The 25,496-nt window shown below is 66.7% G+C and carries 26 protein-coding genes; 11 read left to right on the plus strand and 15 right to left on the minus strand.

Annotation, left to right across the window (positions count from 1 at the left end; translation table 11 throughout):
* Positions 1-31: 31 nt before the first annotated feature.
* Positions 32-1,123, minus strand: coding sequence for a glycosyltransferase family 4 protein (locus K5L49_RS03125; protein WP_223690559.1), 1,092 nt, complete (start codon positions 1,121-1,123; stop codon positions 32-34).
* Entirely contained in the window at positions 1,120-2,076 is a 957-nt protein-coding gene (locus K5L49_RS03130; RefSeq protein ID WP_223690560.1) for an alpha/beta fold hydrolase, read from the minus strand. The genes K5L49_RS03125 and K5L49_RS03130 overlap by 4 nt, the downstream gene beginning before the upstream one ends.
* Before the next feature lie 135 nt (positions 2,077-2,211).
* Here K5L49_RS03130 and treS point away from each other — a divergent pair, with 135 nt between their 5' ends.
* The 3 genes from treS (at position 2,212) to K5L49_RS03145 (ending at position 5,029) form a co-directional block, all read left to right on the plus strand.
* Positions 2,212-3,921 carry a maltose alpha-D-glucosyltransferase gene (gene treS, locus K5L49_RS03135; protein ID WP_223690561.1) on the plus strand — a complete coding sequence of 570 codons (1,710 nt, stop codon included), beginning with the start codon at positions 2,212-2,214 and terminating at the stop codon, positions 3,919-3,921.
* A gap of 38 nt (positions 3,922-3,959) precedes the next feature.
* Positions 3,960-4,646: an exonuclease domain-containing protein gene (locus K5L49_RS03140; protein WP_223690562.1), complete on the plus strand. Its 687-nt coding sequence runs from the start codon at positions 3,960-3,962 to the stop codon at positions 4,644-4,646.
* Between the two features lie 62 nt (positions 4,647-4,708).
* A complete protein-coding gene (locus K5L49_RS03145; RefSeq protein ID WP_223690563.1) occupies positions 4,709-5,029 on the plus strand; it encodes a DUF4190 domain-containing protein in 321 nt (106 codons plus the stop codon).
* A 122-nt stretch (positions 5,030-5,151) separates the two neighbouring features.
* Here the strand turns inward: K5L49_RS03145 and K5L49_RS03150 are convergent, their stop codons facing one another.
* From K5L49_RS03150 to glgA, 3 genes are all read right to left on the minus strand, one after another.
* Positions 5,152-5,403 (minus strand): type B 50S ribosomal protein L31, encoded by a 252-nt coding sequence (locus K5L49_RS03150; RefSeq protein WP_223690564.1) that lies wholly within the window; start codon positions 5,401-5,403, stop codon positions 5,152-5,154.
* Between the two features lie 120 nt (positions 5,404-5,523).
* Complete coding sequence (locus K5L49_RS03155) at positions 5,524-6,321, minus strand: ABC transporter ATP-binding protein (RefSeq protein ID WP_223690565.1); 798 nt, start codon at positions 6,319-6,321, stop codon at positions 5,524-5,526.
* Between the two features lie 22 nt (positions 6,322-6,343).
* Complete coding sequence (glgA, locus tag K5L49_RS03160; protein ID WP_223690566.1) at positions 6,344-7,528, minus strand: glycogen synthase; 1,185 nt, start codon at positions 7,526-7,528, stop codon at positions 6,344-6,346.
* 46 nt (positions 7,529-7,574) lie between these two features.
* Between glgA and K5L49_RS03165 the strand changes: the two genes are divergently transcribed.
* Positions 7,575-8,816 (plus strand): glucose-1-phosphate adenylyltransferase, encoded by a 1,242-nt coding sequence (locus tag K5L49_RS03165; RefSeq protein ID WP_223690567.1) that lies wholly within the window; start codon positions 7,575-7,577, stop codon positions 8,814-8,816.
* On the plus strand, positions 8,813-9,487 hold the full coding sequence (gene serB, locus K5L49_RS03170) for a phosphoserine phosphatase SerB (protein WP_223690568.1): 675 nt from the start codon (positions 8,813-8,815) through the stop codon (positions 9,485-9,487). Before K5L49_RS03165 ends, serB begins: the two co-directional genes overlap by 4 nt.
* A 13-nt stretch (positions 9,488-9,500) precedes the next feature.
* Here the strand turns inward: serB and fabG are convergent, their stop codons facing one another.
* The gene (gene fabG, locus K5L49_RS03175) at positions 9,501-10,211 is read right to left on the minus strand and encodes a 3-oxoacyl-ACP reductase FabG (protein ID WP_223690569.1); all 711 of its coding nucleotides are present in this window, start codon (positions 10,209-10,211) and stop codon (positions 9,501-9,503) included.
* Positions 10,212-10,318: 107 nt separating this feature from the next.
* Between fabG and K5L49_RS03180 the strand changes: the two genes are divergently transcribed.
* Genes K5L49_RS03180 through K5L49_RS03190 form a run of 3 tightly spaced genes read left to right on the plus strand, consistent with a single transcriptional unit; the run spans position 10,319 to position 11,732 of the window.
* Positions 10,319-10,630 (plus strand): DUF3099 domain-containing protein, encoded by a 312-nt coding sequence (locus K5L49_RS03180; protein WP_223690570.1) that lies wholly within the window; start codon positions 10,319-10,321, stop codon positions 10,628-10,630.
* A complete protein-coding gene (locus K5L49_RS03185; protein WP_223690571.1) occupies positions 10,627-10,878 on the plus strand; it encodes a hypothetical protein in 252 nt (83 codons plus the stop codon). The genes K5L49_RS03180 and K5L49_RS03185 overlap by 4 nt, the downstream gene beginning before the upstream one ends.
* Positions 10,875-11,732, plus strand: a complete 858-nt coding sequence (locus K5L49_RS03190; protein WP_223690572.1) for an SURF1 family cytochrome oxidase biogenesis protein — start codon at positions 10,875-10,877, stop codon at positions 11,730-11,732. The genes K5L49_RS03185 and K5L49_RS03190 overlap by 4 nt, the downstream gene beginning before the upstream one ends.
* A 48-nt stretch (positions 11,733-11,780) precedes the next feature.
* Here K5L49_RS03190 and K5L49_RS03195 read toward each other — a convergent pair whose 3' ends face one another.
* The 9 genes from K5L49_RS03195 to K5L49_RS03235 all read right to left on the minus strand — a co-directional run bounded on the left by K5L49_RS03195 (position 11,781) and on the right by K5L49_RS03235 (position 20,348).
* Entirely contained in the window at positions 11,781-13,379 is a 1,599-nt protein-coding gene (locus K5L49_RS03195) for an ABC-F family ATP-binding cassette domain-containing protein (protein WP_223695228.1), read from the minus strand.
* A 142-nt stretch (positions 13,380-13,521) separates the two neighbouring features.
* A complete protein-coding gene (locus K5L49_RS03200; RefSeq protein ID WP_223690573.1) occupies positions 13,522-13,851 on the minus strand; it encodes a metal-sulfur cluster assembly factor in 330 nt (109 codons plus the stop codon).
* A 9-nt stretch (positions 13,852-13,860) separates the two neighbouring features.
* Positions 13,861-14,655: a Fe-S cluster assembly ATPase SufC gene (sufC, locus tag K5L49_RS03205; protein ID WP_223690574.1), complete on the minus strand. Its 795-nt coding sequence runs from the start codon at positions 14,653-14,655 to the stop codon at positions 13,861-13,863.
* A gap of 4 nt (positions 14,656-14,659) precedes the next feature.
* Positions 14,660-14,986, minus strand: a complete 327-nt coding sequence (locus K5L49_RS03210; RefSeq protein ID WP_223690575.1) for a non-heme iron oxygenase ferredoxin subunit — start codon at positions 14,984-14,986, stop codon at positions 14,660-14,662.
* Positions 14,986-16,167: a Fe-S cluster assembly protein SufD gene (gene sufD / locus K5L49_RS03215; protein ID WP_223690576.1), complete on the minus strand. Its 1,182-nt coding sequence runs from the start codon at positions 16,165-16,167 to the stop codon at positions 14,986-14,988. Before sufD ends, K5L49_RS03210 begins: the two co-directional genes overlap by 1 nt.
* Before the next feature lie 40 nt (positions 16,168-16,207).
* The gene (sufB, locus tag K5L49_RS03220) at positions 16,208-17,626 is read right to left on the minus strand and encodes a Fe-S cluster assembly protein SufB (protein WP_223690577.1); all 1,419 of its coding nucleotides are present in this window, start codon (positions 17,624-17,626) and stop codon (positions 16,208-16,210) included.
* Positions 17,627-17,906: 280 nt separating this feature from the next.
* Positions 17,907-18,866: a COX15/CtaA family protein gene (locus tag K5L49_RS03225; RefSeq protein ID WP_223690578.1), complete on the minus strand. Its 960-nt coding sequence runs from the start codon at positions 18,864-18,866 to the stop codon at positions 17,907-17,909.
* Positions 18,867-18,874: 8 nt separating this feature from the next.
* Positions 18,875-19,417 (minus strand): GNAT family N-acetyltransferase, encoded by a 543-nt coding sequence (locus K5L49_RS03230; protein ID WP_223690579.1) that lies wholly within the window; start codon positions 19,415-19,417, stop codon positions 18,875-18,877.
* Positions 19,418-19,427: 10 nt separating this feature from the next.
* Positions 19,428-20,348: a heme o synthase gene (locus K5L49_RS03235; protein ID WP_223690580.1), complete on the minus strand. Its 921-nt coding sequence runs from the start codon at positions 20,346-20,348 to the stop codon at positions 19,428-19,430.
* Between the two features lie 285 nt (positions 20,349-20,633).
* Between K5L49_RS03235 and tkt the strand changes: the two genes are divergently transcribed.
* The 3 genes from tkt to K5L49_RS03250 are packed head-to-tail and all read left to right on the plus strand — an operon-like array spanning position 20,634 to position 25,496.
* Complete coding sequence (tkt, locus tag K5L49_RS03240; protein ID WP_223690581.1) at positions 20,634-22,727, plus strand: transketolase; 2,094 nt, start codon at positions 20,634-20,636, stop codon at positions 22,725-22,727.
* Between the two features lie 49 nt (positions 22,728-22,776).
* Positions 22,777-23,889, plus strand: coding sequence for a transaldolase (tal, locus tag K5L49_RS03245; RefSeq protein WP_223690582.1), 1,113 nt, complete (start codon positions 22,777-22,779; stop codon positions 23,887-23,889).
* Complete coding sequence (locus K5L49_RS03250) at positions 23,886-25,496, plus strand: glucose-6-phosphate isomerase (protein WP_223690583.1); 1,611 nt, start codon at positions 23,886-23,888, stop codon at positions 25,494-25,496. The genes tal and K5L49_RS03250 overlap by 4 nt, the downstream gene beginning before the upstream one ends.

The following is a 25,496-nucleotide window of genomic DNA, read 5'->3' on the forward strand; positions in this document are numbered from 1 at the left end:
GGACGGGTTGGAAGGGGCGCCGAACCGACGGTCAGCCGAGTTTGCGTTTGGCGCGGGCGGCCGCCGCGGTCAGAACCGTCAGCAGGTGATCGGCCGACGCCCGCCACGTGAAACGGGTGGCCTCGGCGCGCGCAGCGGCCGACCGCGACGCCCACTCGTGAGGGGCCTCCAGCTGTCGGATGCGGGCGACCAGTTCCTCAGCGCTTTCGGCGGCGAAGTAGAGCGCCGCCTCTCCCCCGATCTCACGGAAGATGGGGATGTCGCTGACGACGGCCGGCGTTCCGAGCGTCATCGACTCCACCAGCGGGATGCCGAAGCCCTCGTCGAGCGACGCCGTCACGAGCGCGGTCGCGTGGGCGAGCGTCTCGGCGTACTCCTCGTCGCTCGCACCGTTGTGGAAGACGATCCTCGCCGTCGGAGCGATCGCCGAGAGACGCTCGCGTTCGGCATCCGTCACCCGGCTCATCAGGTGCAGCTCGTACTCCGGCAGCAGCGCCGCCGCGCGAACCAGGGTCTCCACATTCTTGTACGGCATGAACGACCCCATGTACACGAGGGATCTGCTCTCGGGCGTCGACCTCATCAGGCGTTCCTCGGGCAGCGGGGGCATGTCTGCCGCGTTCGGCACGACATGAACGGGGCGCCGCGTCAGACGATGCTCGGCGATCAGCTGCTTGGTCGTCTGCGAAACCGTCACGACGGCGTCCGAACGGTTGAGCAGCATCCGCTGCGGCCACCACGCCAGGTGGTAGAGCCGCCAGAGCCCCCTGATGGGCGCCTGCAGGTCGCGGGGTGGCGTTCGATTGCGGTAGTAGATCAGATCGTGCACGGTCAGCACCAACCGGTAGCGCCGACCCCAGCTGCCCATCGTCTGCATCGGTGTGAAGACCACATCCGGCCGCAGCCGGTTCACCTGACGGGCCACCCACGGCTCCCGGATGCTCGTCGGCGAGCTCACGAGCTCCCACGGCAGCGTCGGGAGCATGTCCAGCTGGCGGTGATCGCTGATCAGCATCGTCACCGCATGGCGCTCTCCGAGAGCTGCGACGAGTCCGGCCGTGTAGCGGCTGATGCCGTCATGGCGACCGATGCGCGTGTAGCGGCAATCGAACACGATCCTCATCGGATGTCCCCCTCGCCGCTCCGCGTCGAGAGGAAGGCCTCGATCGCGCGGGCCGCCTCCACCGGCGTCTCGTAGTGGATCAGGTGCCCGACGCCCGGGATCACTAGAAGCTGCGCATCCGGGAACAGCTTCTGCAGCCGGTGCTGGGCCGACAACGGTGTGATGTCGTCCTTCTCTGCGGCGATGAGCAGGGTGTGTTCCGGAATGCGCGCAGCGAACTCGCTCACATCGTGCGAGACCGACGCCTTGAACGCCTCCAGGACGACCCGTCGATCGCTGAAAGCGCTGAAGTAGCGATCGTGTTGATCGTGGATCCAGCGGCGCAACGACTTCTGCTTGGTCTTCGCCATGGTGATGCTCATCACGCGCACGATGAGGCCGTTGCGCAACAGCCAGAACCCCAGCCGTTCCGGTAGGGCCGCGCCCAGCCAGTAGTAGAAGATCGCGAGCCGGGTGAAGACCCCGCGCGGCCCTTCGAGGGCGGGCTGCCCGATCGGGTTGACCAGAATCACCGCCGCCGGGTCGAACGATTTGGCACCCTGCGACTCCGGGGCACCTCGGCCGGCGAGTGTCGCCGAGACCACGATCGAACCGAACGAGTGGCCGAGGATCACGAACCGTCCGTGCAGGTCGAGCTCGTTCACGAATGCACGGAGCCAGCGCGCATATCCGTCGATGTCGTGCTTCGCCTCGCCCAGTGGATCCGACTCACCGAAACCGGGAAGGTCGGGCGAAATCAGCCGAACACCGCGCAGATTCGCCACCACCGGCTCGAGACCGTGGTGGTCACCGCGGAAGCCGTGCACGAGAACGATCGTCGTGTCGGCGTCCCGGTCGCCGTAGTCCCAGTACCGGGTCCGTCCACCCAGGACAGCGATCACCGACGGGCGCACGGGTACGCGATCGAGGGCCTCGGCGTATGGTGAGGCTGGATACCGAGTGGTGGGGGTCATCGCAGACCAGTTTAGGCAGCGCCGGAGACTTTCTCCGGCGCCGGGCTCCGCCGACTGGACAGGTCACCCTCACCAGCACCTAGACTCGTCTGGTTGTAATCGCTTGCATTCGGCATTCGTGCCAGAAGGAGAACCGTGAGTTTCACCGCGCCCATCACGCTTCCCGGGCTCACCCTCGACCCCCATTGGTACCGCCGATCGGTGTTCTACGAGGTCATGGTGCGTTCGTTCGTCGACAGTAACGGCGACGGCTCCGGCGACCTGCAGGGCCTCACCTCGAAGCTCGACTATCTGCAGTGGCTCGGCATCGACGCACTGTGGCTTCCCCCGTTCTTCCAGTCGCCGCTGCGCGACGGCGGGTACGACGTCGCCGACTTCCGCGCCATCCTGCCCGAGTTCGGAACGATCGACGAGTTCAAAGACCTCGTGACCAAGGCGCACGAGCGCAATATGCGCATCATCATCGACCTGCCCATGAACCACACCTCCGATCAGCACGAGTGGTTCCAGCAATCGCGCGAAGACCCCGAGGGGCCGTACGGCGACTTCTACGTGTGGAATGACACGGACGAGAAGTGGCCGGACATCCGCATCATCTTCACCGACACCGAAGACTCCAACTGGGCGTTCGACGAGGCCCGCCGGCAGTTCTACTTCCACCGATTCTTCTCCCACCAGCCCGACCTCAACTTCGAGAACCCGGCCGTGCACGAAGCGATGTTCGACATCGTTCGGTTCTGGCTCGACCTCGGCGTCGACGGCTTCCGGCTCGACGCCATCCCGTATCTCTACGAATCGGATGAGGGCAACGGCGAGGGTGAGCCGAAAACCCACGAGTTCATCAAGAAGCTGCGCGAGATGGTCGACCGCGACTACCCCGGGCGGGTGATGATCGCCGAGGCCAACCAGTGGCCGCGCGAGGTCGCCGCGTTCTTCGGCACCGAGGAGGAGCCGGAGTGCCACATGGCCTTCGACTTCCCCGTCATGCCACGCATCTTCTACTCGCTGCGCTCGCAGCAGGCCGGAGAACTCGTGCGAGTGCTCTCGGAGACCACCGACATCCCCGAAGGCGCCGGTTGGGGTGTGTTCCTTCGCAACCACGACGAGCTCACCCTCGAGATGGTGAGCGAGGAATACCGCCAGGCGATGTACGGCTGGTATGCCTACGACCCCCGGATGCGCGCCAACGTCGGCATCCGTCGTCGCCTCGCCCCGCTGCTCGACAACTCGCGCGCCGAACTGGAGCTCGCCCACGCGCTGCTCTTCTCGCTGCCCGGCAGCCCGTTCCTCTACTACGGCGACGAGATCGGGATGGGCGACAACATCTGGCTCCCGGACCGTGACTCCTCCCGCACCCCGATGCAGTGGACGCCCGACCGGAACGCCGGCTTCTCCACCGCCGACCCGGGCAAGCTCTTCCTCCCCGTCGTGCAGTCGCTGGTGTTCCACTACAACCAGGTGAACGTCGAAGCGCAGCTCGCCCAGTCGCGCTCCCTGCTGCACTGGATCCGCAACGTGATCCACGTGCGCAAGGCGCATCCCGTGTTCGGGCTCGGCAGCATCCGGGTGCTGCAGACGAACCACGAGTCCGTCCTGGCCTTCGTGCGTTCGTATGAAGGCAGCGGCACGCATTTCGGCGATCAGCCCGAGGATGTGCTCTGCGTCTTCTCATTCGCGCACAACCCGGTCTCCGTCAGCCTCGACGCCCCCGAGTTCGCCGGAAGCACCCTGTTCGACATGTTCGGCGGCGGAGAGTTCCCGACGGTCGCGGAAGACGGGCGTTTCACGCTCACGCTCGGCACGCAGAGCTTCTACTGGCTGCACATCGAGCCGCGCCGCGACTGACACGGTCGGGTGACGGTGGTCGCCCGTACTCTGAGCATATGAGCAACTGGCACGATGAATTGGGCGTCTTCGACCTCGAGACCACCGGGATCGACGTCGAGACGTCCCGCATCGTCTCCGCGCATGTGGGGCGCCTCGACGAGTCGGGTCAGGTGGTCGAACGCCGCGACTGGCTCGTCGACCCCGGCGTCGAGATCCCGGAGGGCGCGACCGCGGTGCACGGCATCACCACCGAGCACGCCCGAACGGTCGGCATGCCCGCCCCACAGGCCGTCGCCGAGATCGTCGCAGCCCTCCGCACCCTGTTCGAGCACGGAACGCCCGTCGTCGCGTACAACGCTCCGTACGACTTCACGCTGCTCCACCGCGAAGCAGTGCGTCACGGTGTGACCCCTCTCGTCTCCCCCGGTCCGATCGTCGACCCGCTGGTGATCGACAAGGCGGTCGACAAGTACCGCCGCGGCAAGCGCACTCTCGAGCTCACCGCTCTTTTCTACGGTGTCGATCTCATCGGTGCGCACGACGCCGGCGCCGACGCGATCGCGGCCGGCCGGGTCGCGCAGGCTCTCGCCCGTGCACATGCGGAGGCGCTTGCCCTCGAAGCCGCCGAGCTGCACCGCCGGCAGATCGACTGGAGCCGGGAGCAGGCCGATGATTTCCAGGCGTACATGCGCCGCGTGCGCGACCCGGAATTCACAGCGGCGGGCGGCTGGCCCGTTCGCTGACGCGCGACGGCGCGCCGCATCTGAGTATTCCCTCTGAGATTGCTGACCGCTACAGTCGACGTATGAGTACACCAGACCTGCCCGAGCAGCCCAGCCCGTCTCCGCAGTATCAGGCCCCGGCGCCTCAGTACCAGCCCGCCCCGGCCCGGTACAACACCATGTCCATCGTCGCCTTCATCCTGGCGTTCTTCGTCTCGATCGTCGGCATCATCCTCGGCTTCATCGGTCTCTCGCAGATCAAGAAGACCGGCGAGCAGGGCCGTGGTCTTGCGATCGCCGCCATCATCATCGGCTTCGTCGAGGTGGTGCTGACGATCATCATCGTCATCCTCTCCATCGTCGCCATCGGTATCGCGGCCACCACCACCTACTCCACCAACTGAGAACACCCATCGAGGGGCGGTGAACGCACCGATTCAGTCCGAATCGATGTGTTCACCGCCCCTCGATGGCGTTAAACGCCGAAGGGGCCCCGCCATCAGGCGGGGCCCCTTCGCGCGGCGGTTTACTTGCCGAAGTTCTTGTAGCGCGAGTTGAACTTCTCGACACGACCGGCCGAGTCGAGGATGCGCTGCTTGCCCGTGTAGAACGGGTGCGACTCGGAGGAGATCTCGACGTCGATGACCGGGTAGACGGTGCCGTCTTCCCACTCGATGGTCTTCTCGCTCGTCACGGTGGAGCGGGTAAGGAACGTCGCACCCGAGGCCAGGTCGCGGAAAACCACCGGAGCGTATTCGGGGTGGATGTCAGTCTTCATCAGGACTTCCTTGTTGCGTAGTGTTGTTTGGTCATGCCCCAGGCCTGTCGGCCGGGGCGGGAAGCATGTCGGCACAGAGCATCGCAGCTCGACGGCCAGCTACCTACTTTAGCAGAATGTTCACTCCGCCGTGGCTTGACGCGCCCGGGCGGAGTAGCGACCGCCCTGCTCGCTGAGCTCGATGTCGAGGCCGAAGGTCGAGCTCAGACGCTCAGCGGTGATCACATCGCCCAATGCTCCGGCGGCGGCGACGGCCCCGTCTGTGAGCAGCAGGGCGTTGCCGAAGCCGAGCGGGATCTCCTCCACGTGGTGGGTGACCATCACGATGGCGGGCGAGCGCGGGTCGCTGGCGTACCCGCCGAGGAGCTGGAGCAGCTCCTCACGACCGCCGAGGTCGAGGCTGGCCGCCGGCTCGTCGAGCAGCAGGATCTCCGGGTCGGTCATCACCGCGCGGGCGATCTGCACCCGCTTCTGCTCGCCGTCACTCAGGCTGCCGAAGGCACGGTCGGCGATGTGGTCGAGGTTCCACTCCGAGAGCACGCGGTGCGCTCGACGCTCATCGATCTCCTCGTATTCTTCGTTCCAGCGGCCGGTCACGGCATAGGCGGCGGTCATCACCACATCGAGCACGGACTCGGTGCGCGGGATGCGCCGGGCGAGCGCACTCGAGGCGAAGCCCAGCCGCGGCCGCAGTTCGGCCAGATCGCTGTGTCCGAGCGATTCGCCGAGCACAGCTGCCTCCCCCGAGGTCGGGTGGAGAGCGGCGGCCGCGATCTGCAGCAGCGTGGTCTTTCCGGCTCCGTTCGGGCCGAGCACGACCCAGCGTTCTTCCGGTTCGACCGTCCAGTCGACCGAGTCGAGAATCGTATTCCCGTCACGGACGACGGAGACATTTTCAAGCTTGAGAACGCTGGCCATGACCTCTAGCCTACCGGCGACGTCAGCCCGCCAGTGACCGGTAGATCGCCCGTGTCTGCTCCGCGATCGACTCCCAGCTGAAGTCGGTCTCGGCTCGCAGCCGTCCGGCCCGGCCCATCAGCTCGGCCCGCTCCGGGTCGCTCACCACGGCGATCAGGGCCGCTGCGAGGTCGGCCACGAACGCGTCCGGATCCGTCGGGGTTCCTGTTCCATCTGTCGCCTGTCGGATCGGGACAAGTCGGCCGGTCACACCGTCCACGATCACCTCCGGGATGCCTCCCGTCGCCGTTCCCACGACCGGCAGCGCGCACGCCATGGCCTCCAGGTTCACGATGCCGAGCGGTTCGTAGATGGACGGGCAGACGAACACGGTGGCTGCGGTGAGAGCGATCCGCAACTCCTCCTGCGTGAGCAGCCGGTCGATCCACACCACGCCGTCGCGTTCGGCCTGCAGCGCCTGGACTCCGCGGGTCACCTCGGCGAGGATCTCCGGCGTGTCCGGCGCCCCGGCGCAGAGAATGAGCTGCACGTCTTTCGGCAGCAGCCGCGCGGCACGCAGCAGATACGGCAGCCCTTTCTGCCGCGTGATCCGGCCGACGAAGATGACGGCCGGTCGATCCGGGTCGATGCCGAGCGCGCGGGCTCGCTCCGGGTCGTGGAGCGGGCTCCACCGTTCGAGGTCGATCCCGTTGTAGACGACGGTCACCTTCTCGTGGTCGAGCGACGGGTACGACGTCAGGATGTCGCGCCGCATCCCCTCGCTGACCGCGATGACTCGATCGGCCCCCTCGAACGCGGTCTTCTCGATCCAACTCGAGACGCGGTACCCGCCGCCGAGCTGCTCCGCCTTCCACGGTCGCAGCGGCTCCAGGCTGTGCGCGGTGACCACATGCGGGATGCCGTGCAGCAGCTTGGCCAGATGGCCTGCGCCGTTCGCGTACCACGTGTGCGAGTGCACGACATCGGCGCCGCCGGCATCCTGCGCCATCTGCAGATCGACCCCGAGCGTCGTCAAAGAGCCGTTGGCCCCGGCAAGCTCGGCCGGCACCCGATAGGCGACCGTATCCGCCTCGTGACGGGGCTCCCCGAAGCAGCGCACGATCACCTGAGTATCGGTTCGCAGCGCACGGACGAGCTCGGTGGCGTGCACCCCGGCACCGCCGTAGATGTCGGGCGGGTATTCACGGGTGAGAAGGTCGACGCGCATGACGTGAACGCTAGTACACCACCCGGGTTGCCTCTACTCTGGTGGCATGGCAGGCAAGAAGATCTTCGGCATTGTTCTCGCGGGTGGCGAAGGCAAGCGCCTGATGCCCCTCACGGCAGACCGGGCGAAGCCTGCCGTGCCGTTCGGTGGGCAGTACCGGCTCATCGATTTCGCCCTGTCGAACCTCATCAACTCACAGCTGCGCCAGATCGTCGTTCTCACCCAGTACAAGTCGCACAGCCTCGACCGCCACGTGTCGCAGACCTGGCGGCTCGACGGGATGCTGAATTCCTATATCGCCTCCGTCCCCGCCCAGCAGCGGCTCGGCAAGCGCTGGTTCAGCGGTTCGGCCGACGCCATTCTGCAGAGCCTCAACCTCCTGCGCGACGAGAAGCCCGACATCGTCGTGGTCGTGGGCGCCGATCACGTGTATCGCATGGACTTCGGTCAGATGATCGAGGCCCACATCGCCTCCGGCGCCCCCGCGACCGTGGCCGCCATCCGCCAGCCGATCGGCCTCGCCGACCAGTTCGGCGTGATCGAGGTCGACGCCCAGCGCCCCGATCACATCGGCGCCTTCCGCGAGAAGCCCTCCGACCCGATCGGCTTGCCCGATTCACCGAACGAGGTGCTCGCCTCGATGGGCAACTACGTCTTCGACGCCGACGCGCTCATCGACGCGGTCGTTCGTGACGCCGACCGGCCCGACTCCAACCACGACATGGGCGGCGACATCATCCCCGACTTCGTCGCCCGCGGCGAGGCCGGCGTCTACGACTTCAATCGCAACGACGTTCCGGGTTCCACCGACCGCGACCGCTACTACTGGCGGGACGTGGGCACCATCGACTCGTTCTTCGAAGCCCACCAAGACCTGATCGCCGCCCTCCCCGTGTTCAACCTGTACAACAGCGAATGGCCCATTTTCAGCCAGCAGCTGAACTCGCCGCCCGCGAAGATCGTGCGTGACGGACGCGGGGCGCTCGGCACGACGATCGACTCGATCATCTCGCTCGGCTCGGTGATCTCCGGAGCCCATTTGGAACGCAGCGTGCTCGGACCGTGGAGCAAGGTCGACTCCGGTGCCAAAGTCGTCGACTCCGTCGTTTTCGAGCGGGCCGTGATCGAACCGAATGCGTTCGTCGGCCGGGCCATCCTCGACAAGGATGTGGTGGTCGCCGAGGGTGCGAGCATCGGCCTCGACCACGATCGCGATCGGGCACGCGGGTTCACCGTGACCGACTCCGGCCTCACCGTCGTCGGCAAGGGAGTGCACGTCGTTCCATGAGCAGTCCTCTCCCCCGCATCCACAACAGAACATCCGCCCGCTTCCTCGTCGTGCTCGACGCCGATTCCACCCTCATCCATGACGAGGTCATCGAATTGCTCGCCGAGGAGGCCGGTGCGCGCACCGAGGTCGCCGACATCACCGAACGGGCCATGCGCGGCGAACTCGACTTCGAGCAGAGTCTGCGCGAACGGGTCAGTACGCTCGCAGGCCTGTCATCCGAGGTCTTCACACGGGTGGGCGAACGCATCCGGGTCACCGACGGTGTTCCCGAGCTCATCGCCGGAGTTCACGCCGCGGGCGGGCTGGTCGGGGTCGTCTCCGGCGGTTTCCACGAAACCCTCGACCCGCTCGGCCGCCGTCTCGGTCTCGATCATTGGCGGGCCAACCGCCTCGAAGTCGTCGACGGCATCCTGACCGGCGGCCTCGCCGGGCCCATCGTCGACGCCGATGCCAAGGCCGCCGCCCTCACCGAGTGGGCAGCCGCCGCGGATATCCTATTGCGCGGCACGATCGCGATCGGCGACGGCGCCAACGACCTGCGCATGATGGCGGTCGCCGGCCTTGCCGTGGCCTTCAACGCCAAACCGCGGGTGCGCGCCGAAGCGGACATCGTGGTGGACCGTCAAGACCTGAGCCAGATCCTGCCTCTCCTCGGCCTTCGCGGTTGAGACCGCAGACGGGTCAGTGGCCCATTCCGAGGCCGCCGTCGACGGGGATGACCGCACCGGAGATGTAGCCGGCGTCGTCGCCGGCGATCCACGCGACGACCTTGGCCACCTCACCGGCCGTGGCGAAACGCCCGGCCGGGATATTGCGCTTGTACTCGGCCTGCTGCGTCTCCGGCAGCGCCGCCGTCATATCGGTTTCGATGAACCCGGGGGCTACGACGTTCGCTGTGATGCCGCGCGCGCCGAGCTCGCGCGTAATCGAGCGCGCCATTCCCACCAGACCGGCCTTGGACGCGGCGTAGTTGACCTGACCGCCGGAGCCGTAGAGACCCACGACACTGGAGATCAGCACGATGCGCCCGAAGCGGGCCTTGAGCATGCCCTTCGAGGCCCGTTTGACCACGCGGAATGAACCGCCGAGGTTGGTGTCGACGACGGTGTCGAAGTCTTCGTCACTCATCCGGAGCAGCAGCGTGTCGCGCGTGATGCCGGCATTGGCGACGACGACCTCGACCGGACCGAGCTTCTGCTCGATCTCCGCGAATGCCGCATCGACAGCCGCGCTGTCGGTCACATCCGCACGAACAGTCAGCGCACCCTCGGGACCTTCGCCGGAACGCGCCGTCACGGCGACGCGGTGCCCTTGCGCCAGGAACTCTTCCGCGATCGCGTATCCGATCCCGCGGTTTCCGCCCGTTATGAGCACGGTGCGTGGCGTTGTCATCCGGTTTCCCTCCAGCCGTCGGGGCCCTGTGCCCGTCGAACGATCGCGTCCCAGTTTATGGGCACCGCCCACCACGCTCGGATGGACGTAGTCTTGAGACAACGCACATGAGACACCAGCAACCCTCGATCACCACTCTCCCGCTCTCGCCCGACGAGGAGAGGCACCACCGTATGGTCAAATACATGGTGGCGATGAGCATTCGCGTGGTGTGCGTGATCGCGATCGTGTTCGTCCCCGGCTGGTGGGTGCTCATCCCGGCCGCCGGCGCCGTGTTCCTGCCGTACTTCGCCGTGGTCGTCGCGAACGTCTCGACGGACCCGCGCAGAGGTGACGTTCAGCGTCCGGGCAATATCCTTCCGATGACGCCTCCGCCGCCCGCGGGGCCGCGCGACGAGACGAAAGGGAACGACGAGTGATCGGGTTCTCAGAGCCGGAGCCGTTGATATGCTCACGCGCCGGCTGCGGAAGCACCTCGGCGTGGCGTGTCGAATGGCGCAACCCCAAGATTCATTCGGCCGACCGGGTGAAGGTCTGGCTCGCCTGCGACGAACACGTCGATTTCCTGCGTGAGTACCTCTCGGCTCGCGACTTCCCCGTGCGCGTGGTGGCCGTGACCGAGGCTCCCGCCTCCGAACCGATACCGGATGCGAGGCGCAGCGCGTGAGCACGACTGCCGGTTGGCGTTTCGCCTTCTCCCGACGCTGGCTGGGCTACCTGGCCTTCGCGATCGCCTTCGCGATCGCCTGCGCCGGCCTGTCGGCCTGGCAACTCGCCCGGAGCAAGGAAGCGGCCGCCGCGAACGCCCTGATCTCGGCGAACTTCTACTCGCATCCCGCCCCGCTCACCTCCGAGCTTCCGACGCTCGGCTCGTTCAAGGCCGACCAGGAGTGGCGACGCGTCACAGTGACGGGAACGTATGAGCGCGATCGCGAGATGCTCGTGCGCAATCGTCCGTTCAACGGCAGTCCCGGCTTCGAGGTGCTCACGCCGTTGCGCACGGCGAACGGCTCACTGTTCCTCGTCGACCGCGGATGGGTTCCCACCGGGAACACCACAGACGCACCCGACTCGGTACCGTCGGCGCCAGCGGGCACAGTTACGGTCGTCGCCCGGCTGAAGCCCAGCGAACCGGCCATCGCGGGCCGCTCGGCGACGGGCAACCAGATCGGCACCATCCAGCTCTCCGTCGTCCAGCAGCACCTCGGGAATGTCGACCTCTACACCGGCGCCTACGGGCTGCTCGACTCTCAGAAGCCTTCGCCGGCCACAGCGCCGGCCCCAACCGTCACCGACCCTCCGACCCAGGATGAAGGACTGCACTGGTCGTACATGATCCAGTGGATCATCTTCGCTCTGATCGGCTTCTTCGGCCTCGGCTACGCGCTGCGAACCGAGTATCGCAAGCTCAACGAAGACGACCCGGAGGAGCGCGCCCGCGCCGCGGAACGGGCCCGGAGGCGTGCACTCAAGCGCACCGACGCCGACGTGGAAGACGACCTGCTCGACGCCACACATTAGGCGTCGGCCATCGGGCCGGCGCCCAGCCCTGAGGCGGGCGACGGCTCGCTACGCCAGCGAGATCAGGTCGAGATAGTCCTTGTTCCAGTGATCTTCCACACCGTCGGGCAGGATGAGCACCCGCTCCGGGTTCAGCGCCTCAACAGCCCCCTCGTCGTGGCTGACGAGGACCACGGCACCCTCGTAGTGCGCGAGCGCATCGAGGATCTCCTCCCGGCTCGCCGGGTCGAGGTTGTTCGTCGGCTCATCGAGCAGCAGCACATTCGCGCCGGACACCACGATCATCGCCAGAGCGAGGCGCGTCTTCTCGCCGCCGGAGAGCACCCCGGCCGGCTTGTGCGAGTCGTCGCCCGTGAACAGGAAGGAGCCGAGCACCCGTCGGGCCTCGGTCTCAGTGAGATTCGGCGACGACGACACCATGTTCTGCAGCACAGAGGCCTCGACGTCGATCGTCTCGTGCTCCTGGGCGTAGTAGCCGATGCGCAGGCCGTGCCCGGGCTCGATCTGCCCGGTGTCGGGTTTGTCGACGCCCGCGAGCATCCGGAGCAGGGTGGTCTTGCCCGCGCCGTTCAGGCCGAGCACCACGACTTTGGAACCGCGATCGATCGCGAGGTCGACCGCCGTGAAGATCTCCAGCGAACCGTAGCTCTTCGAGAGGTCGCTCGCCTGCAACGGCGTGCGACCGCACGGGGCCGGGGTCGGGAAGCGCAGCTTCGCCACCCGATCGACGGCGCGCACCTCTTCGAGACCGGAGAGCATCTTCTCAGCACGAGCAACCATCTGGTGGGCGGCCGCGGCCTTCGACGCCTTCGCCCCGAAGCGGGCCGCCTGCAATTGCAGCACGCCCGCCTTCTTCTCGACGTTGGCGCGCTCCTTCTTGCGGCGCTCCTCGTCGGCCGCACGCTGGCGCTGGTAGTTCTTCCAGCCCATGTTGTAGATGTCGATCTGCTGGCGGTTCGCGTCGAGGTAGAAGACACGGTTGACGGTCTCGCCGACGAGCTCGACATCGTGCGAGATCACGATGAACCCGCCCGAATAGTTCTTGAGGAAGTCGCGCAACCAGACGACGGAGTCGGCGTCGAGGTGGTTCGTCGGCTCGTCGAGGATGAGGGTCTGCGCATCCGAGAACAGAATGCGGGCGAGCTCGATCCGGCGACGCTGACCACCGGAGAGGGTCTTCAGCTGCTGGTCGAGGATGCGATCGGGCAGGTTGAGGTTGCTCGCGATGGACGCGGCCTCCGCTTCGGCGGAGTACCCGCCGAGCGTGTGGAACCGCTCCTCCAGCCGCCCATACGTCTTCATCGCCTCGGCGGAGACCGCCTCGTCGGGGCTTGCCATGTCGAGAGTGGCCTGGTGCATGCCGATCACGATCGACCCCAGGCCCCGGGCATCGAGGATGCGCGTGCGGGCCAGATCGTCGAGGTTGCCGGAGCGCGGGTCCTGCGGCAGATAGCCGATCTCGTCGCTGCGCTCGACCTTGCCGCCCGAGGGCTGCAGATCGCCGGCGAGGACCTTCGTGAGAGTGGTCTTGCCGGCGCCATTGCGTCCGACGAGACCGATCTTGTCCCCGGCGGCGACACGGAAGGTGACACCCTCCATCAGAAGGCGGGCGCCGACTCTGAGCTCAAGGTCTTGCACGGTGAGCACAGGCGTCATCCAATTCGTTCGTCGTGGGGGAAGATCTCAGTATATTTGATCGGCACCGACCTCGGCACCAGCGACGAGGGGTCGCAACGCGCCGTCCGACCCGAAAGCCAGGCGGCGTGTTGCGACCCCTCGTCGGGTGAAGCTAGATCGCGAAGCCGAGGGCCCGCATCATGTCGCGGCCGTCATCGGTGATCCGCTCGGGACCCCACGGCGGCATCCACACCCAGTTGATGCGGAAGGCCTCGACGATGCCGTCGAGCGATTCGGCGGTCTGCTCCTCGAGCACGTCGGTGAGCGGGCAGCCGGCAGAGGTCAACGTCATCGAGATGATGAGTGCGTTGTTCTCGTCGTCCCAGGCCAGGTCGTAGATCAGCCCGAGGTCGACGACGTTGATCCCGAGCTCGGGATCCATCACGTTCTTCAGCGCCTCTTCGACCTGGTCGAAGAGGGCCGGCGCTAGTGTCGCTGGCATAGTGGCAGCTTACGCTTCGGTCAGCTCGGCGGCATCGGCCTTGGCCGGCTCCGGCGCGTCCACGAAGCGGTCGTAGCCTTCTTCTTCGAGACGCTCGGCGAGCTCCGGACCGCCCTGTTCGGCGACACGGCCGGCAACGAAGACGTGCACGAAGTCCGGCTTGATGTAGCGGAGGATGCGCGTGTAGTGGGTGATGAGCAGGATCCCGAGGCCCGTGTTCGCCTTCGCACGGTTGACGCCCTCCGAGACGACCTTGAGCGCGTCGACGTCGAGACCGGAGTCGGTCTCGTCGAGCACCGCGAACTTCGGCTTCAGCAGCTCGAGCTGAAGGATCTCGTTGCGCTTCTTCTCGCCGCCCGAGAAACCTTCGTTGACGTTGCGCTCGGCGAACGACTTGTCCATGCGGAGCTTGTCCATCGACTCGCGCACATCTTTGACCCAGGAACGGATCGACGGAGCTTCTCCCTCGATCGCGGTCTTAGCGGTGCGCAGGAAGTTCGTGTTCGTGACACCGGGGATCTCGACCGGGTACTGCATCGCCAGGAAGAGACCGGCGCGGGCGCGGGCGTCGACGGTCATGGCGAGCACGTCCTCCCCGTCGAGCGTGATCGTTCCGCCGGTGACGGTGTACTTGGGGTGGCCGGCGATCGTGTAGGCCAGGGTCGACTTGCCCGAACCGTTCGGGCCCATGATCGCGTGGATCTCGCCTTCCCGGATGGTGAGGTCGACGCCGTTGAGGATGGGCTTCACGCCCTGCTCCGTCTCGACGGTCACATGGAGGTCGCGGATCTCAAGAACTGACATGACTCTAAATCTCTTTCATTGCGGTCGGGTCGATGTAGACGTCTCCGTCGATCAACTCGACCTGGAAGACGGGGACCGGCTCGTACGCCGGCAGGTTGACGGGCTTGCCCGTGAGGAGCGAGAACTGCGAGCCGTGCGCCCAGCACTCGAGGGTGTCCCCCTCGACGAAGCCCTCGGAGAGCGATATCTCGCCGTGCGTGCACGTGTCGCCGATGGCGTGGATGTCACCGGCGGCGTCTTTCACGAGCGCGATCGGTACACCGTCGACGACGACGCGGGAGGCCTGGTCGATCACGAGCTCGTCGGCCGTGCAGACTCTGCTCGCCGCCATCAGACGGCCACCGCGACGGCGTCCAGCTCCGCCTCGATGGCAGCCTGGAGCCGCTCCTGCAGAGCCGGGGAGCCGATCTGCTGCACGATTTCGGAGAGGAATCCGCGCACGACGAGGCGCCGGGCCTCGTCTTCGGTGATCCCGCGCGACTGCAGGTAGAAGAGCTGCTCGTCGTCGAACCGGCCCGTCGCGCTGGCGTGGCCGGCACCGACGATGTCGCCGGTCTCGATCTCGAGGTTCGGAACCGAATCGGCGCGCGCGCCATCGGTGAGAACGAGGTTGCGGTTCTGCTCGTACGTGTCGGTTCCGACGGCTCCCGGCCCGATCAGCACATCGCCGATCCACACCGTGCGCGCTCCGGCGCCCTGCAGGGCCCCCTTGTATGTCACCCGGCTGCGGGTCTCGGCAGCCTCGTGGAACACGTAGACCTGCTGCTCCAGGTGCTGACCGGCATCGGCGAAGTAGGCACCGAGCAGTTCGGCGTCGGATCGCGTGCCGGCCAGGCGGACCGCCGGGTTGAGCCGCACCACGCCGCCGCCGAGCGTGACGGCGACATGCTTGAGCTTCGCGTCCCGGCCGATCGTGGCGAAGTGCGTTGCAGCATGCAGCGCGTCGTCGTCCCACTCCTGCACCGTCACGAGCGTGAGCTGCGAGGCATCACCCAGGACGATCTCGACGTTCTCGGTGAGGTGCGCGGCGCCTGTGTTCTGCAGGATCAGGGTGGCATGGCTGTTCGGGGCCGTCTCGATCACGGTGTGTGCGCCGCGGGCCGTCGCGCCCAGAACGGATCGGGTGAGTGTTGCCTCTTTGGTGTCGTCTCCGGTTATGGAGATCAGGAGGGCCTTCTCGAAGGCCGACCAGGCGTTGGCGCTCGCGCGGTCCTCCGGCTTGCCGGCGGACCCGATGCGGGGATCGTCCCGATCGACCCAGGATGCGCTGATCCCCGCGGCCTCGGTGAGGTCGAACGCGTACGGCGAGCCGTCGAGGTCACCGGAGATGAGCTCGGCGAGCCGCCCGACCGGAGTGTACTTCCAGTCGACCTCGCGGCCGGTGACGGCCGGGAAGTCGGACACCGTGGTGGATTTGAACCGGTCAGACCGCGTCTGAACGGGCACAGCGCTACGCAGGTGCCGCGGGGTTTCGGTTTCGATGGTCTTCGTCGGAGTGCTGGCGGAGGTCATTGAGCCGACATGTCCTTTCGGCGAGAGGTGGTGAGGGCGGTCATCCGACGGAGCCCTCCATTCCCATCTCGATGAGCTTGTTGAGTTCGAGTGCGTACTCCATCGGGAGCTCGCGGGCGATCGGCTCGATGAAGCCGCGCACGATCATGGCCATCGCTTCGTCTTCGGGAAGGCCCCGCGACATGAGGTAGAAGAGCTGCTCCTCGCTGACCCGAGAGACGGTCGCCTCGTGGCCGAGCTGCACATCGTCGACACGGATGTCGATGGCCGGGTAGGTGTCCGACCGGGAGATCGAGTCGACGAGCAGTGCATCGCAGCGCACGGTGTTCGCGGCGTGGTGCGCGGTGGCGTCCACCCGCACCTCACCCCGGTATCCGGCCCGGCCGCCACCGCGGGCGATCGACTTGGAGACGATCGACGACTGTGTGTACGGCGCCATGTGGATCATCTTGGCGCCGGCATCCTGGTGCTGGCCGGGGCCGGCGAAGGCCACGGAGAGGGTTTCGCCCTTAGCGTGCTCCCCCATCAGGTAGATCGATGGGTACTTCATCGTCACCTTGGAGCCGATGTTGCCGTCGATCCACTCCATCGTCGCGCCCTCGGCGGCCGTGGCGCGCTTGGTCACCAGGTTGTAGACGTTGTTCGACCAGTTCTGGATCGTCGTGTAGCGAACACGGGCGTTCTTCTTCACGATGATCTCGACCACGGCGGAGTGCAGCGAGTCCGATTTGTAGATCGGGGCCGTGCATCCCTCGATGTAGTGCACGTAGCTGCCCTCGTCGGCGATGATCAGCGTGCGCTCGAACTGGCCCATGTTCTCGGTGTTGATGCGGAAATAGGCCTGCAGCGGGATCTCGACGTGCACGCCCGGAGGCACATAGACGAATGAGCCGCCCGACCAGACAGCCGTGTTGAGCGCCGCGAACTTGTTGTCGCCGCTCGGGATGACCGTGCCGAAGTACTCCTCGAAGAATTCGGGGTGCTCGCGCAGCGCCGTGTCGGTGTCCATGAAGATCACGCCCTGAGCCTCGAGCTCCTCGTTGATCTGGTGGTAGACGACCTCGGACTCGTACTGCGCGGCGACGCCGGAGACCAGACGCTGACGCTCGGCCTCGGGGATTCCGAGCTTCTCGTATGTGTTCTTGATGTCGTCGGGCAGGTCTTCCCAGGTCTGGGCTTGCTTCTCGGTCGACCGCACGAAGTACTTGATGTTGTCGAAGTCGATCTCCGACAGGTCGGCCCCCCAGGCGGGCATCGGCTTGCGCTCGAAGAGTTGGAGTGCCTTGAGCCGGCGCTGGAGCATCCACTCCGGCTCGTTTTTGAGGTCGGAGATGTCGGTCACCACCTCCGGCGAGATTCCGCGACGCGCGGAGGCACCCGCGGCGTCGGAATCCGCCCAGCCGAACTCATACTGCCCAAGGCTGTTGAGTTCGGGGCGGTCAATCAGGACGTCTGACATATTCAACCTCGTTTCCTACCACTCGTAACCGGCTATCATTCCGGCTCATTCCCCGCCCCGGGGCGACAGGCGTCGTCCGGTTGAGGGTGCGATTGTGCGGGTGGCTGGTGTGCGTACCTAGAATGCCCGGGAACATGGGCCACGGTGCCCCGGCTGCACCTCAGATGAGGTGCAGACGCACGCGTTCAACGCGTGCTTCTCGAACTCCCATATTGTACAGGCTGGCGGCCGCCTCACGGCGAAGTGTCACGGAATTGACAGGGGCGCGGCGACCCGTCGGTCACTTCGCGAATGCGTCGGCCGGCTGACGGGGTGAGACCGTGACGGTGGGGAACAGCGTCGGGTTCACGTCGAGCAGCACCCGCAGCACGCCGACCCAGACGAGCGCCGCGCCCAGCAGGTGAACGGCCACCAGCCATTCCGGCAGGCCGATCAGGGACTGCACGAGCCCGACAGCGGCCTGCAGCAGCACGACGACGATGAACGCGACGGTACGCCGGCGCGAGAGCACGGCGCCGGGCACCCGGCGCAGCACGACCAGGAGCACCACCGCGAGCACCAGGGTCGCGGTGCCCAGGATGCCGTGCACGATGGTGATCCCTGTCCAGTTGAATGCCATCCGCGGCACATCGGCCGAATCGCCGGAATGCGGGCCTGACCCCGAGACGAGCGTTCCCACGAGGATGAGCAGCAGTGTGCACGCCACGAGCGCGAAGCTCAGGATGCGGGCCACTCGCGGGATCGCCGTGTCGCTCGACTCGCCGACGTGCGCGCGATGCCAGGTCAGGGCGACGGTCGTCAGCAGGGCGATCGCCATCATGAAGTGGAACGCGACGATGTACGGGTTGAGCTCGGTGAGCACGGTGACGCCGCCCGCGATCGCGTTGGCGACCACCAGCCAGAACTGCGACCAGGCGAGGCGCGTCATGGTGCGGTTGCGTGGACTCTGCAATCGGGCGGCGACGATCACCCAGCCGACGGCCACGCAGAGCACTCCGGTCATCATCCGGTTGGTGAACTCGATGATCGCGTGCACGCCGAGTGCCGCGGTCGGGGTCAGTGACCCCGTCTCGCAGGCGGGCCAGGTCGGGCAGCCCAGACCGGATCCGGTCACCCGCACGACTCCCCCGCTGAACACGATGATGATGCTCACGATCAGGGCGGCCGTCGTCGCCCAGCGCAACGAGCGGGGACTCAGGGTGTAGCGGTCGGCGAGAAGGGAGAACGGGGTTCGAGGCACGCTCAATGTTAACCGAGACGATCGTGGGTGGATGCCGGGAGCGTCAAGACCCGAGCGAGAAGCGACTCCCCACGGAATTCGATCTCGCGGACCCCCGACGGCGCGAAGCCCACCGACTCGGCGAGTCGTTCGCTCGCCGTATTGCCCAGAAGATGCTCCCACCGCAATCGGGTGTAGCCCATCCCCGTCTCGGCCATCGAGTGGTCCACGACGCGAGTGAGCGCTTCGCGCATGTAGCCTCGCCCCCGCGCCTCAGGCGCGAGCCAGCTGCCGAGCGACGCCGAGCCGGGGGCCTCGTCTTTGCGCACCTCGACGACGCCGAGCAGAGGCGCATCGTCGGCGCGGAGCGCCCACACGGTGAACTGGCCGCTCGCTTCGCCGTGCGGCACATAGCTGCGGACGAAGAACTCGGCATCCGCGTGGGTGTACGGGATCGGCACAGGGATCCAGCGGAGGATCTCGGCGTCCTGACAGGCGTCGTAGACGGCGTCGATGTCGGATTCGCGCGGAGCATCGAGCAGCAGTCGTGCCGTGCGCAGCGTCGCCGTCATCGCGGGCGGACTAGAACGGAAGAAGCGGGTCGATCGCGACAGCCAGGAAGATCAGGGTGAGATAGGCGATCGACCCGTGGAATACCCGCATCGGCGAGACGGCCGCGTGCCGGATCGCGAGGTTGTAGAGGCGGTGCGATTCGTAGAGGAACCAGCCGCCGGCCACCAGGGAGACCGCCGTGTAGACCACACCCATGTGGGCGACCGGGATGAGCAGCAGCGAGCAGGCGACCATCGCCCAGGCGTACAGGATCACCTGCAGCCCGACGACCGCGCGGCCGCGCACGACGGCCAGCATCGGCACTCCCGCTTCTTTGTAGTCGGAGCGGTACTTCATCGAGAGCGGCCAGTAGTGCGGCGGCGTCCAGAGGAAGATCACGCCGAACAGGATGAACGGCGCCCAGTCGAGCGAGCCGGTGACGGCGGCCCAGCCGATCAGCACCGGCATGCATCCGGCCACCCCGCCCCAGACGATGTTCTGCGGAGTGCGCCGCTTCAGGATCAGAGTGTAGAAGACGACGTAGAGCAGGATCGCGACGAGCGAGAGCCCGGCGGCCAACCAGTTGGCGAAGAACCCGAGCACCAGGATGGACGCCGCTCCCAGCGCCCAGGCGAAGACGAGCGCCTCGCGATCGGACAGCTCGCCGGTGACGAGCGGGCGCTTGCTCGTCCGCTTCATCACACGATCGATGTCGCGGTCGAAGTAGCAGTTGAACGCTCCGGCGGAGCCCGCACTCATGTAGCCGCCGATAACAGTGGCGAGAACGAGCCAGAGGTTCGGGATGCCGTGCGCAGCCAGGATCATCGTCGGAACCGTCGTCACCAGCAGCAGCTCGACCACGCGAGGCTTGGTGAGCGAGACATACGCCTTCAGCTTGCGACGGACGCCGATGCGGCCCGATTCGACACGGCTCTCTACAGCGACGTCCATTGCTCCTCTAACTGCTCGGCGATCCCCGACGATTCTACGATACTGTGCCCGCGCGCCTGGTCTGCGAGGTACTTCGACAACCGACCGGGGGAACACTCCACGTTTCGTGCGTGTTACCTATACTTGGAGGTGCTCGCCAGCCGAAGGCCGCCTCCGTCCTCCCGTTCACGAACGGGACGCGAACGGATCCTGCCGCGGTGCCGATGACGTCCACGGCGCGCACTACCTCAACCGGTGCGGGACCTCACAGGGCCCTCACCATCTCGACGAAGGGTCAGTTTTCACGTGGCAGCTCTGCAATGGGATCCCATTGACAACAAGGCAGTAGACACCGCTCGCGTTCTCGCAGCCGATGCAGTGGAGAAGGTGGGCAACGGTCACCCCGGAACGGCCATGAGCCTTGCCCCCGCGGCCTACCTCCTGTTCCAGAAGGTGATGCGACGCGATCCTCACGACCAGCACTGGCTGGGGCGTGACCGCTTCATCCTCTCGGCGGGCCACAGCTCGCTGACCCAGTACATCCAGCTCTACTTCGGCGGCTACGGCCTCGAGCTCGACGACCTCAAGGCGCTCCGCACCTGGGGCTCGCTCACGCCCGGGCACCCCGAGTACGGCCACACCGACGGCGTGGAGATCACGACCGGTCCTCTCGGCCAGGGCATCTCCTCGGCCGTCGGCTTCGCCTACGCGAGCCGGTTCGAGCGCGGGCTGTTCGACCCGGAGGCCGACGCGGGCACCAGCCCGTTCGATCACTTCGTCTACGTGATCGCCGGCGACGGCGACCTGCAGGAGGGCGTGAGCAGCGAAGCCTCCTCGCTCGCCGGTCACCAGCAGCTCGGCAACCTCATCGCGATCTACGACAGCAACCAGATCTCGATCGAGGACGACACCAACATCGCCTTCACCGAAGACGTCAAGGCGCGCTACGAGGCGTACCACTGGCACGTCCAGGTCGTCGACTGGAAGAAGACCGGCGTCTACGAAGAAGACGTGCAGGCGCTCAACGACGCCATCGTCGCCGCCCAGGGTGTCACCGACAAGCCGTCGCTGATCATCCTGAAGACCATCATCGGCTGGCCGGCACCGAAGAAGCAGAACACGGGCAAGATCCACGGCTCCGCCCTCGGCGCCGACGAGCTGCGCTCCGTCAAAGAGATCCTCGGCTTCGACCCGGAGCAGACCTTCCAGGTCGACCCCGAGGTCATCGAGCACACCCGCAAGGCCGTCGAGCGTGGCGCCGAACAGCGCGCCGCGTGGACGACCGCCTTCGACGCCTGGGCCGCTGCCAACCCGGAGCGCAAGCAGCTCCTCGACCGCCTCGCCACCGGGGAGCTCCCGGATGGCGTCGAGGCCGCCCTCCCAGTGTTCGAGGCCGGAAAGGACGTCTCGACCCGCGCCGCCAGCGGCAAGGTGCTGAACGCTCTCGGCCCGGTCATCCCGGAGCTGTGGGGCGGCTCGGCCGACCTCGCCGAGTCGAACAACACGACGATCGAGGGTGCGGCATCCTTCGTGCCCACCGAGCACTCGACCCACGAGTGGACCGGAAACCCGTACGGGCGCGTGCTGCACTTCGGCATCCGCGAACACGCGATGGCCGCCATCCTCAACGGCATCGTGCTGCACGGGCCGACCCGCCCGTTCGGCGGCACGTTCCTGATCTTCAGCGATTACATGCGCCCCGCGGTCCGTCTGGCGGCGCTCATGAAGGTTCCATCGATCTTCGTCTGGACGCACGATTCGGTCGCCCTCGGCGAAGACGGACCGACGCACCAGCCGATCGAGCAGCTTTCGACCCTCCGCGCCATCCCGCACCTCGATGTGGTGCGCCCGGGCGATGCCAATGAGGTCGCCTACGCCTGGAAGAACATCCTCGAGCGCCGCGAAGGACCGGCCGGCATCGCGCTGACCCGTCAGAACCTCCCCGTCTTCGAGCGCGGCGACGGCGAGGCGACGGGCGAGACCTTCGCCTCCGCGAAGAACGTCGTCAAGGGCGCGTATGTGCTTGCCGAGGCGCCGGGCGGCACCCCGGATGTGCTGCTCATCGCCACCGGCTCCGAAGTGCAGCTCGCGGTGGAAGCCCGCGAGGCACTGAAGGCCGACGGCATCAACGCGCGCGTCATCTCGGCTCCGAGCCTCGAATGGTTCGAAGAGCAGAGCGACGAGTACAAGGAGTCGGTGCTCCCGTCCTCCGTCAAGGCCCGTGTCTCCATCGAGGCCGGCCTCGACCTCAGCTGGCGCAAGTACGTGGGCGACCACGGCCGCAGCGTGTCGATCGAGCACTTCGGTGCCTCGGCCGACTACAAGACGCTGTTCCGCGAGTTCGGGATGACCACCGAGCACACCGTCGCCGCCGCCAAGGAATCGCTCGCGTCGCTCTGAGCGAAGCCCCGCGAACACAGTTTTCGAAGTACGAGGAGATAAGAAGAAAATGACAGACTCCACCCCCACCGCCCAGTTGTCCGCCGCAGGCGTCAGCATCTGGCTCGACGACCTGTCGCGCGAACGCATCCAGTCCGGCGGGCTCCAGAAGCTCATCGCCGAGAAGAACGTCGTCGGCGTCACCACGAACCCGACGATCTTCGCCAACGCACTCAGCAACGGCGAGGTCTACGACGAGCAGGTCAAGCAGCTCGCCGCCGCCGGCACGAACGTCAGCGACGCGGTCTTCGAGATCACGACCGACGACGTCGCGGCTGCCAGCGACATCTTCCACGGCGTCTACGAGCAGAGCAACGGTGTCGACGGACGCGTCTCCATCGAGGTCGAGCCCGGCCTCGCGCACGACGCCGCCGGCACCATCGAGCAGGCCAAGAAGCTCGCCGCGAAGGTCGACAAGCCCAATGTGCTGATCAAGATCCCCGCGACCGTCGAAGGCCTCGAGGCCATCACCGAGACGATCGCGGCCGGCATCAGCGTCAACGTCACCCTGATCTTCAGCCTCGACCGGTACCGCGGCGTCATCGACGCCTACCTCACCGGCCTCGAGAAGGCTCAGGCGGCGGGCATCGACCTGTCCGGCATCCAGTCGGTCGCCTCGTTCTTCGTGTCGCGTGTCGACACCGAGATCGACAAGCGTCTCACCGCCATCGGCACTGACGAGGCGCTCGCGCTCAAGAGCAAGGCCGGCGTCGCCAACGCTCAGCTCGCCTACCAGGTGTACGAGGAGCAGTTCGCCTCCGATCGCGCCAAGGCCCTCGTCGCCGCCGGCGCGAACGAGCAGCGCCCGCTCTGGGCCTCCACGGGTGTCAAAGACCCGAACCTGCCCGACACGCTGTACGTGACCGAGCTCGTCGCCCCGAACACCGTGAACACGATGCCCGAGAAGACCCTCGACGCGACGTTCGACCACGGCGTGATCACCGGCGACACCGTCACCGGCTCCTACGGTGCTGCGGCCGATGTGCTCGGCGCCATCGACGCGCTCGGCATCTCGTACGACGAGGTCACCGCCCTGCTCGAGAAGGAAGGCGTCGAGAAGTTCATCGTCTCCTGGAACGAACTGCTCGAGACGGTCACGACCGCTCTGGAGGCCGCGAAGTGAGTTTCAAGATCCATGTGACCGGCGCGGCCGAAACAGCCGTCAAGGCTGTCGTGCCGCAGCTGGTCGCCGATCTCGTCGCCTCCGGCATCACAGCGCAGGAACCTGCGCTGTGGGGCCCGGACGCCGAAGCCGAGGCGACGAAGCGCCTCGGCTGGACCGAAGCGGTCGCCATCTCGCGCCCGCTGGTGCCAGAGATCGTCGCCCTCCGCGACGAGCTCCGCGCCCGTGGCATCGACCACATCGTGCTCGGCGGCATGGGCGGCTCGTCCCTCGCTCCCGAGGTGATCACCCGCACTGCCGGCGTCAACCTCACCGTGCTCGACTCCACCGAGCCGGGCCAGGTGCTCGCCGCGCTGAACGACCGACTGGCCGCCACGGCCGTCGTGATCTCCAGCAAGTCGGGTTCGACCCTCGAAACGGACAGCCAGCGCCGCATCTACGAGAAGTCGTTCCGCGACGCCGGGATCGACCCGGCCGAGCGGATCGTCGTCGTCACCGACCCGGGATCCCCGCTCGACGCCTCGGCACGCGAAGCGGGCTATCACGTGTTCAACGCCGACCCGAACGTGGGCGGCCGCTACTCGGCGCTCACGGCCTTCGGCCTCGTGCCGTCCGGCCTTGCCGGAGTCGACCTCGACGAGCTGCTGCGTGAAGCCGAGACGATCTCCCTCGAGTTGGCCATCGACGATCCCACCAACCCCGGGCTCATCCTGGGAGCGGCGATCGCCGGAACCAACCCGCTCAAAGACAAGCTCGGCATCATCGCCGACGGCACGCACATCGTCGGCTTCGCCGACTGGGCAGAGCAGCTGATCGCCGAATCCACCGGCAAGCAAGGCACCGGGCTGCTCCCTGTCGTCCTCGACCCGCTCTCTCCCGAGCTCACCGAGAACCTCGAAGATCTGCAGATCGTCCGATTGGTCGACAACGCGGAGACACACCACCTGTTCCCGAACAACCGCCACGAGGGTGAGATCCTCGTCTCCGGCAGCCTCGGTGCGCAGCTCATGGTGTGGGAGTACGCTACCGCTGTCGCCGGCCGGCTTCTCGGCATCAACCCGTTCGACCAGCCCGATGTGGAGGCAGCCAAGGTCGCCGCCCGCGCGCTGCTCGACGACCGGCCCGAGCCCGCGACGCCGGCGTTCATCGCCGACGGCATCGAGGTTCGGACAACCGGCGACTTCCTGGGCACGGCGTCCACCCTCGACGCCGCCGTCGGTGCGCTGCTCGCGCAGCTCGGACCGGACGGCTACGTCTCGATCCAGGCTTACGTCGACCGTGTCGCGCTTCCGCAGCTTGCGGGCATCCGAGACCTGCTCGCCGCCAAGGCCAAGCGTCCCGTCACGTTCGGCTGGGGTCCTCGCTTCCTGCACTCGACCGGCCAGTTCCACAAGGGTGGCCCCGCCGTCGGCGTGTTCCTGCAGATCACGGCGAATGCGACCGACGACCTGGCGATCCCCGAGCGTCCGTTCACCTTCGGACAGCTCATCCAGGCCCAGGCCGCGGGCGACGCAAGCGTGCTCGGACAGCACGGCCGTCCCGTTCTGACCCTCAATCTGACGGACCCCGAGGCCGACCTCGTCGCGCTGTTCGAGGCCGTCAACTAG

This window comes from Leifsonia poae (assembly GCF_020009625.1).
GTDB classification, from domain to species: Bacteria; Actinomycetota; Actinomycetes; order Actinomycetales; family Microbacteriaceae; genus Leifsonia; species Leifsonia poae_A.

What these genes read in the sequence shown, in the direction of transcription:
- K5L49_RS03125 (WP_223690559.1), bottom strand. Translation starts at nt 1,123, where the DNA reads ATGAGGATCGTGTTCGATTGCCGCTACACGCGCATCGGTCGCCATGAC.
- K5L49_RS03130 (WP_223690560.1), bottom strand. Translation starts at nt 2,076, where the DNA reads ATGACCCCCACCACTCGGTATCCAGCCTCACCATACGCCGAGGCCCTC.
- K5L49_RS03140 (WP_223690562.1), top strand. Translation starts at nt 3,960, where the DNA reads ATGAGCAACTGGCACGATGAATTGGGCGTCTTCGACCTCGAGACCACC.
- K5L49_RS03145 (WP_223690563.1), top strand. Translation starts at nt 4,709, where the DNA reads ATGAGTACACCAGACCTGCCCGAGCAGCCCAGCCCGTCTCCGCAGTAT.
- K5L49_RS03150 (WP_223690564.1), bottom strand. Translation starts at nt 5,403, where the DNA reads ATGAAGACTGACATCCACCCCGAATACGCTCCGGTGGTTTTCCGCGAC.
- K5L49_RS03155 (WP_223690565.1), bottom strand. Translation starts at nt 6,321, where the DNA reads ATGGCCAGCGTTCTCAAGCTTGAAAATGTCTCCGTCGTCCGTGACGGG.
- glgA (WP_223690566.1), bottom strand. Translation starts at nt 7,528, where the DNA reads ATGCGCGTCGACCTTCTCACCCGTGAATACCCGCCCGACATCTACGGC.
- K5L49_RS03165 (WP_223690567.1), top strand. Translation starts at nt 7,575, where the DNA reads ATGGCAGGCAAGAAGATCTTCGGCATTGTTCTCGCGGGTGGCGAAGGC.
- serB (WP_223690568.1), top strand. Translation starts at nt 8,813, where the DNA reads ATGAGCAGTCCTCTCCCCCGCATCCACAACAGAACATCCGCCCGCTTC.
- fabG (WP_223690569.1), bottom strand. Translation starts at nt 10,211, where the DNA reads ATGACAACGCCACGCACCGTGCTCATAACGGGCGGAAACCGCGGGATC.
- K5L49_RS03180 (WP_223690570.1), top strand. Translation starts at nt 10,319, where the DNA reads ATGAGACACCAGCAACCCTCGATCACCACTCTCCCGCTCTCGCCCGAC.
- K5L49_RS03200 (WP_223690573.1), bottom strand. Translation starts at nt 13,851, where the DNA reads ATGCCAGCGACACTAGCGCCGGCCCTCTTCGACCAGGTCGAAGAGGCG.
- sufC (WP_223690574.1), bottom strand. Translation starts at nt 14,655, where the DNA reads ATGTCAGTTCTTGAGATCCGCGACCTCCATGTGACCGTCGAGACGGAG.
- K5L49_RS03210 (WP_223690575.1), bottom strand. Translation starts at nt 14,986, where the DNA reads ATGGCGGCGAGCAGAGTCTGCACGGCCGACGAGCTCGTGATCGACCAG.
- sufD (WP_223690576.1), bottom strand. Translation starts at nt 16,167, where the DNA reads ATGACCTCCGCCAGCACTCCGACGAAGACCATCGAAACCGAAACCCCG.
- sufB (WP_223690577.1), bottom strand. Translation starts at nt 17,626, where the DNA reads ATGTCAGACGTCCTGATTGACCGCCCCGAACTCAACAGCCTTGGGCAG.
- K5L49_RS03230 (WP_223690579.1), bottom strand. Translation starts at nt 19,417, where the DNA reads ATGACGGCGACGCTGCGCACGGCACGACTGCTGCTCGATGCTCCGCGC.
- K5L49_RS03235 (WP_223690580.1), bottom strand. Translation starts at nt 20,348, where the DNA reads ATGGACGTCGCTGTAGAGAGCCGTGTCGAATCGGGCCGCATCGGCGTC.
- tal (WP_223690582.1), top strand. Translation starts at nt 22,777, where the DNA reads ATGACAGACTCCACCCCCACCGCCCAGTTGTCCGCCGCAGGCGTCAGC.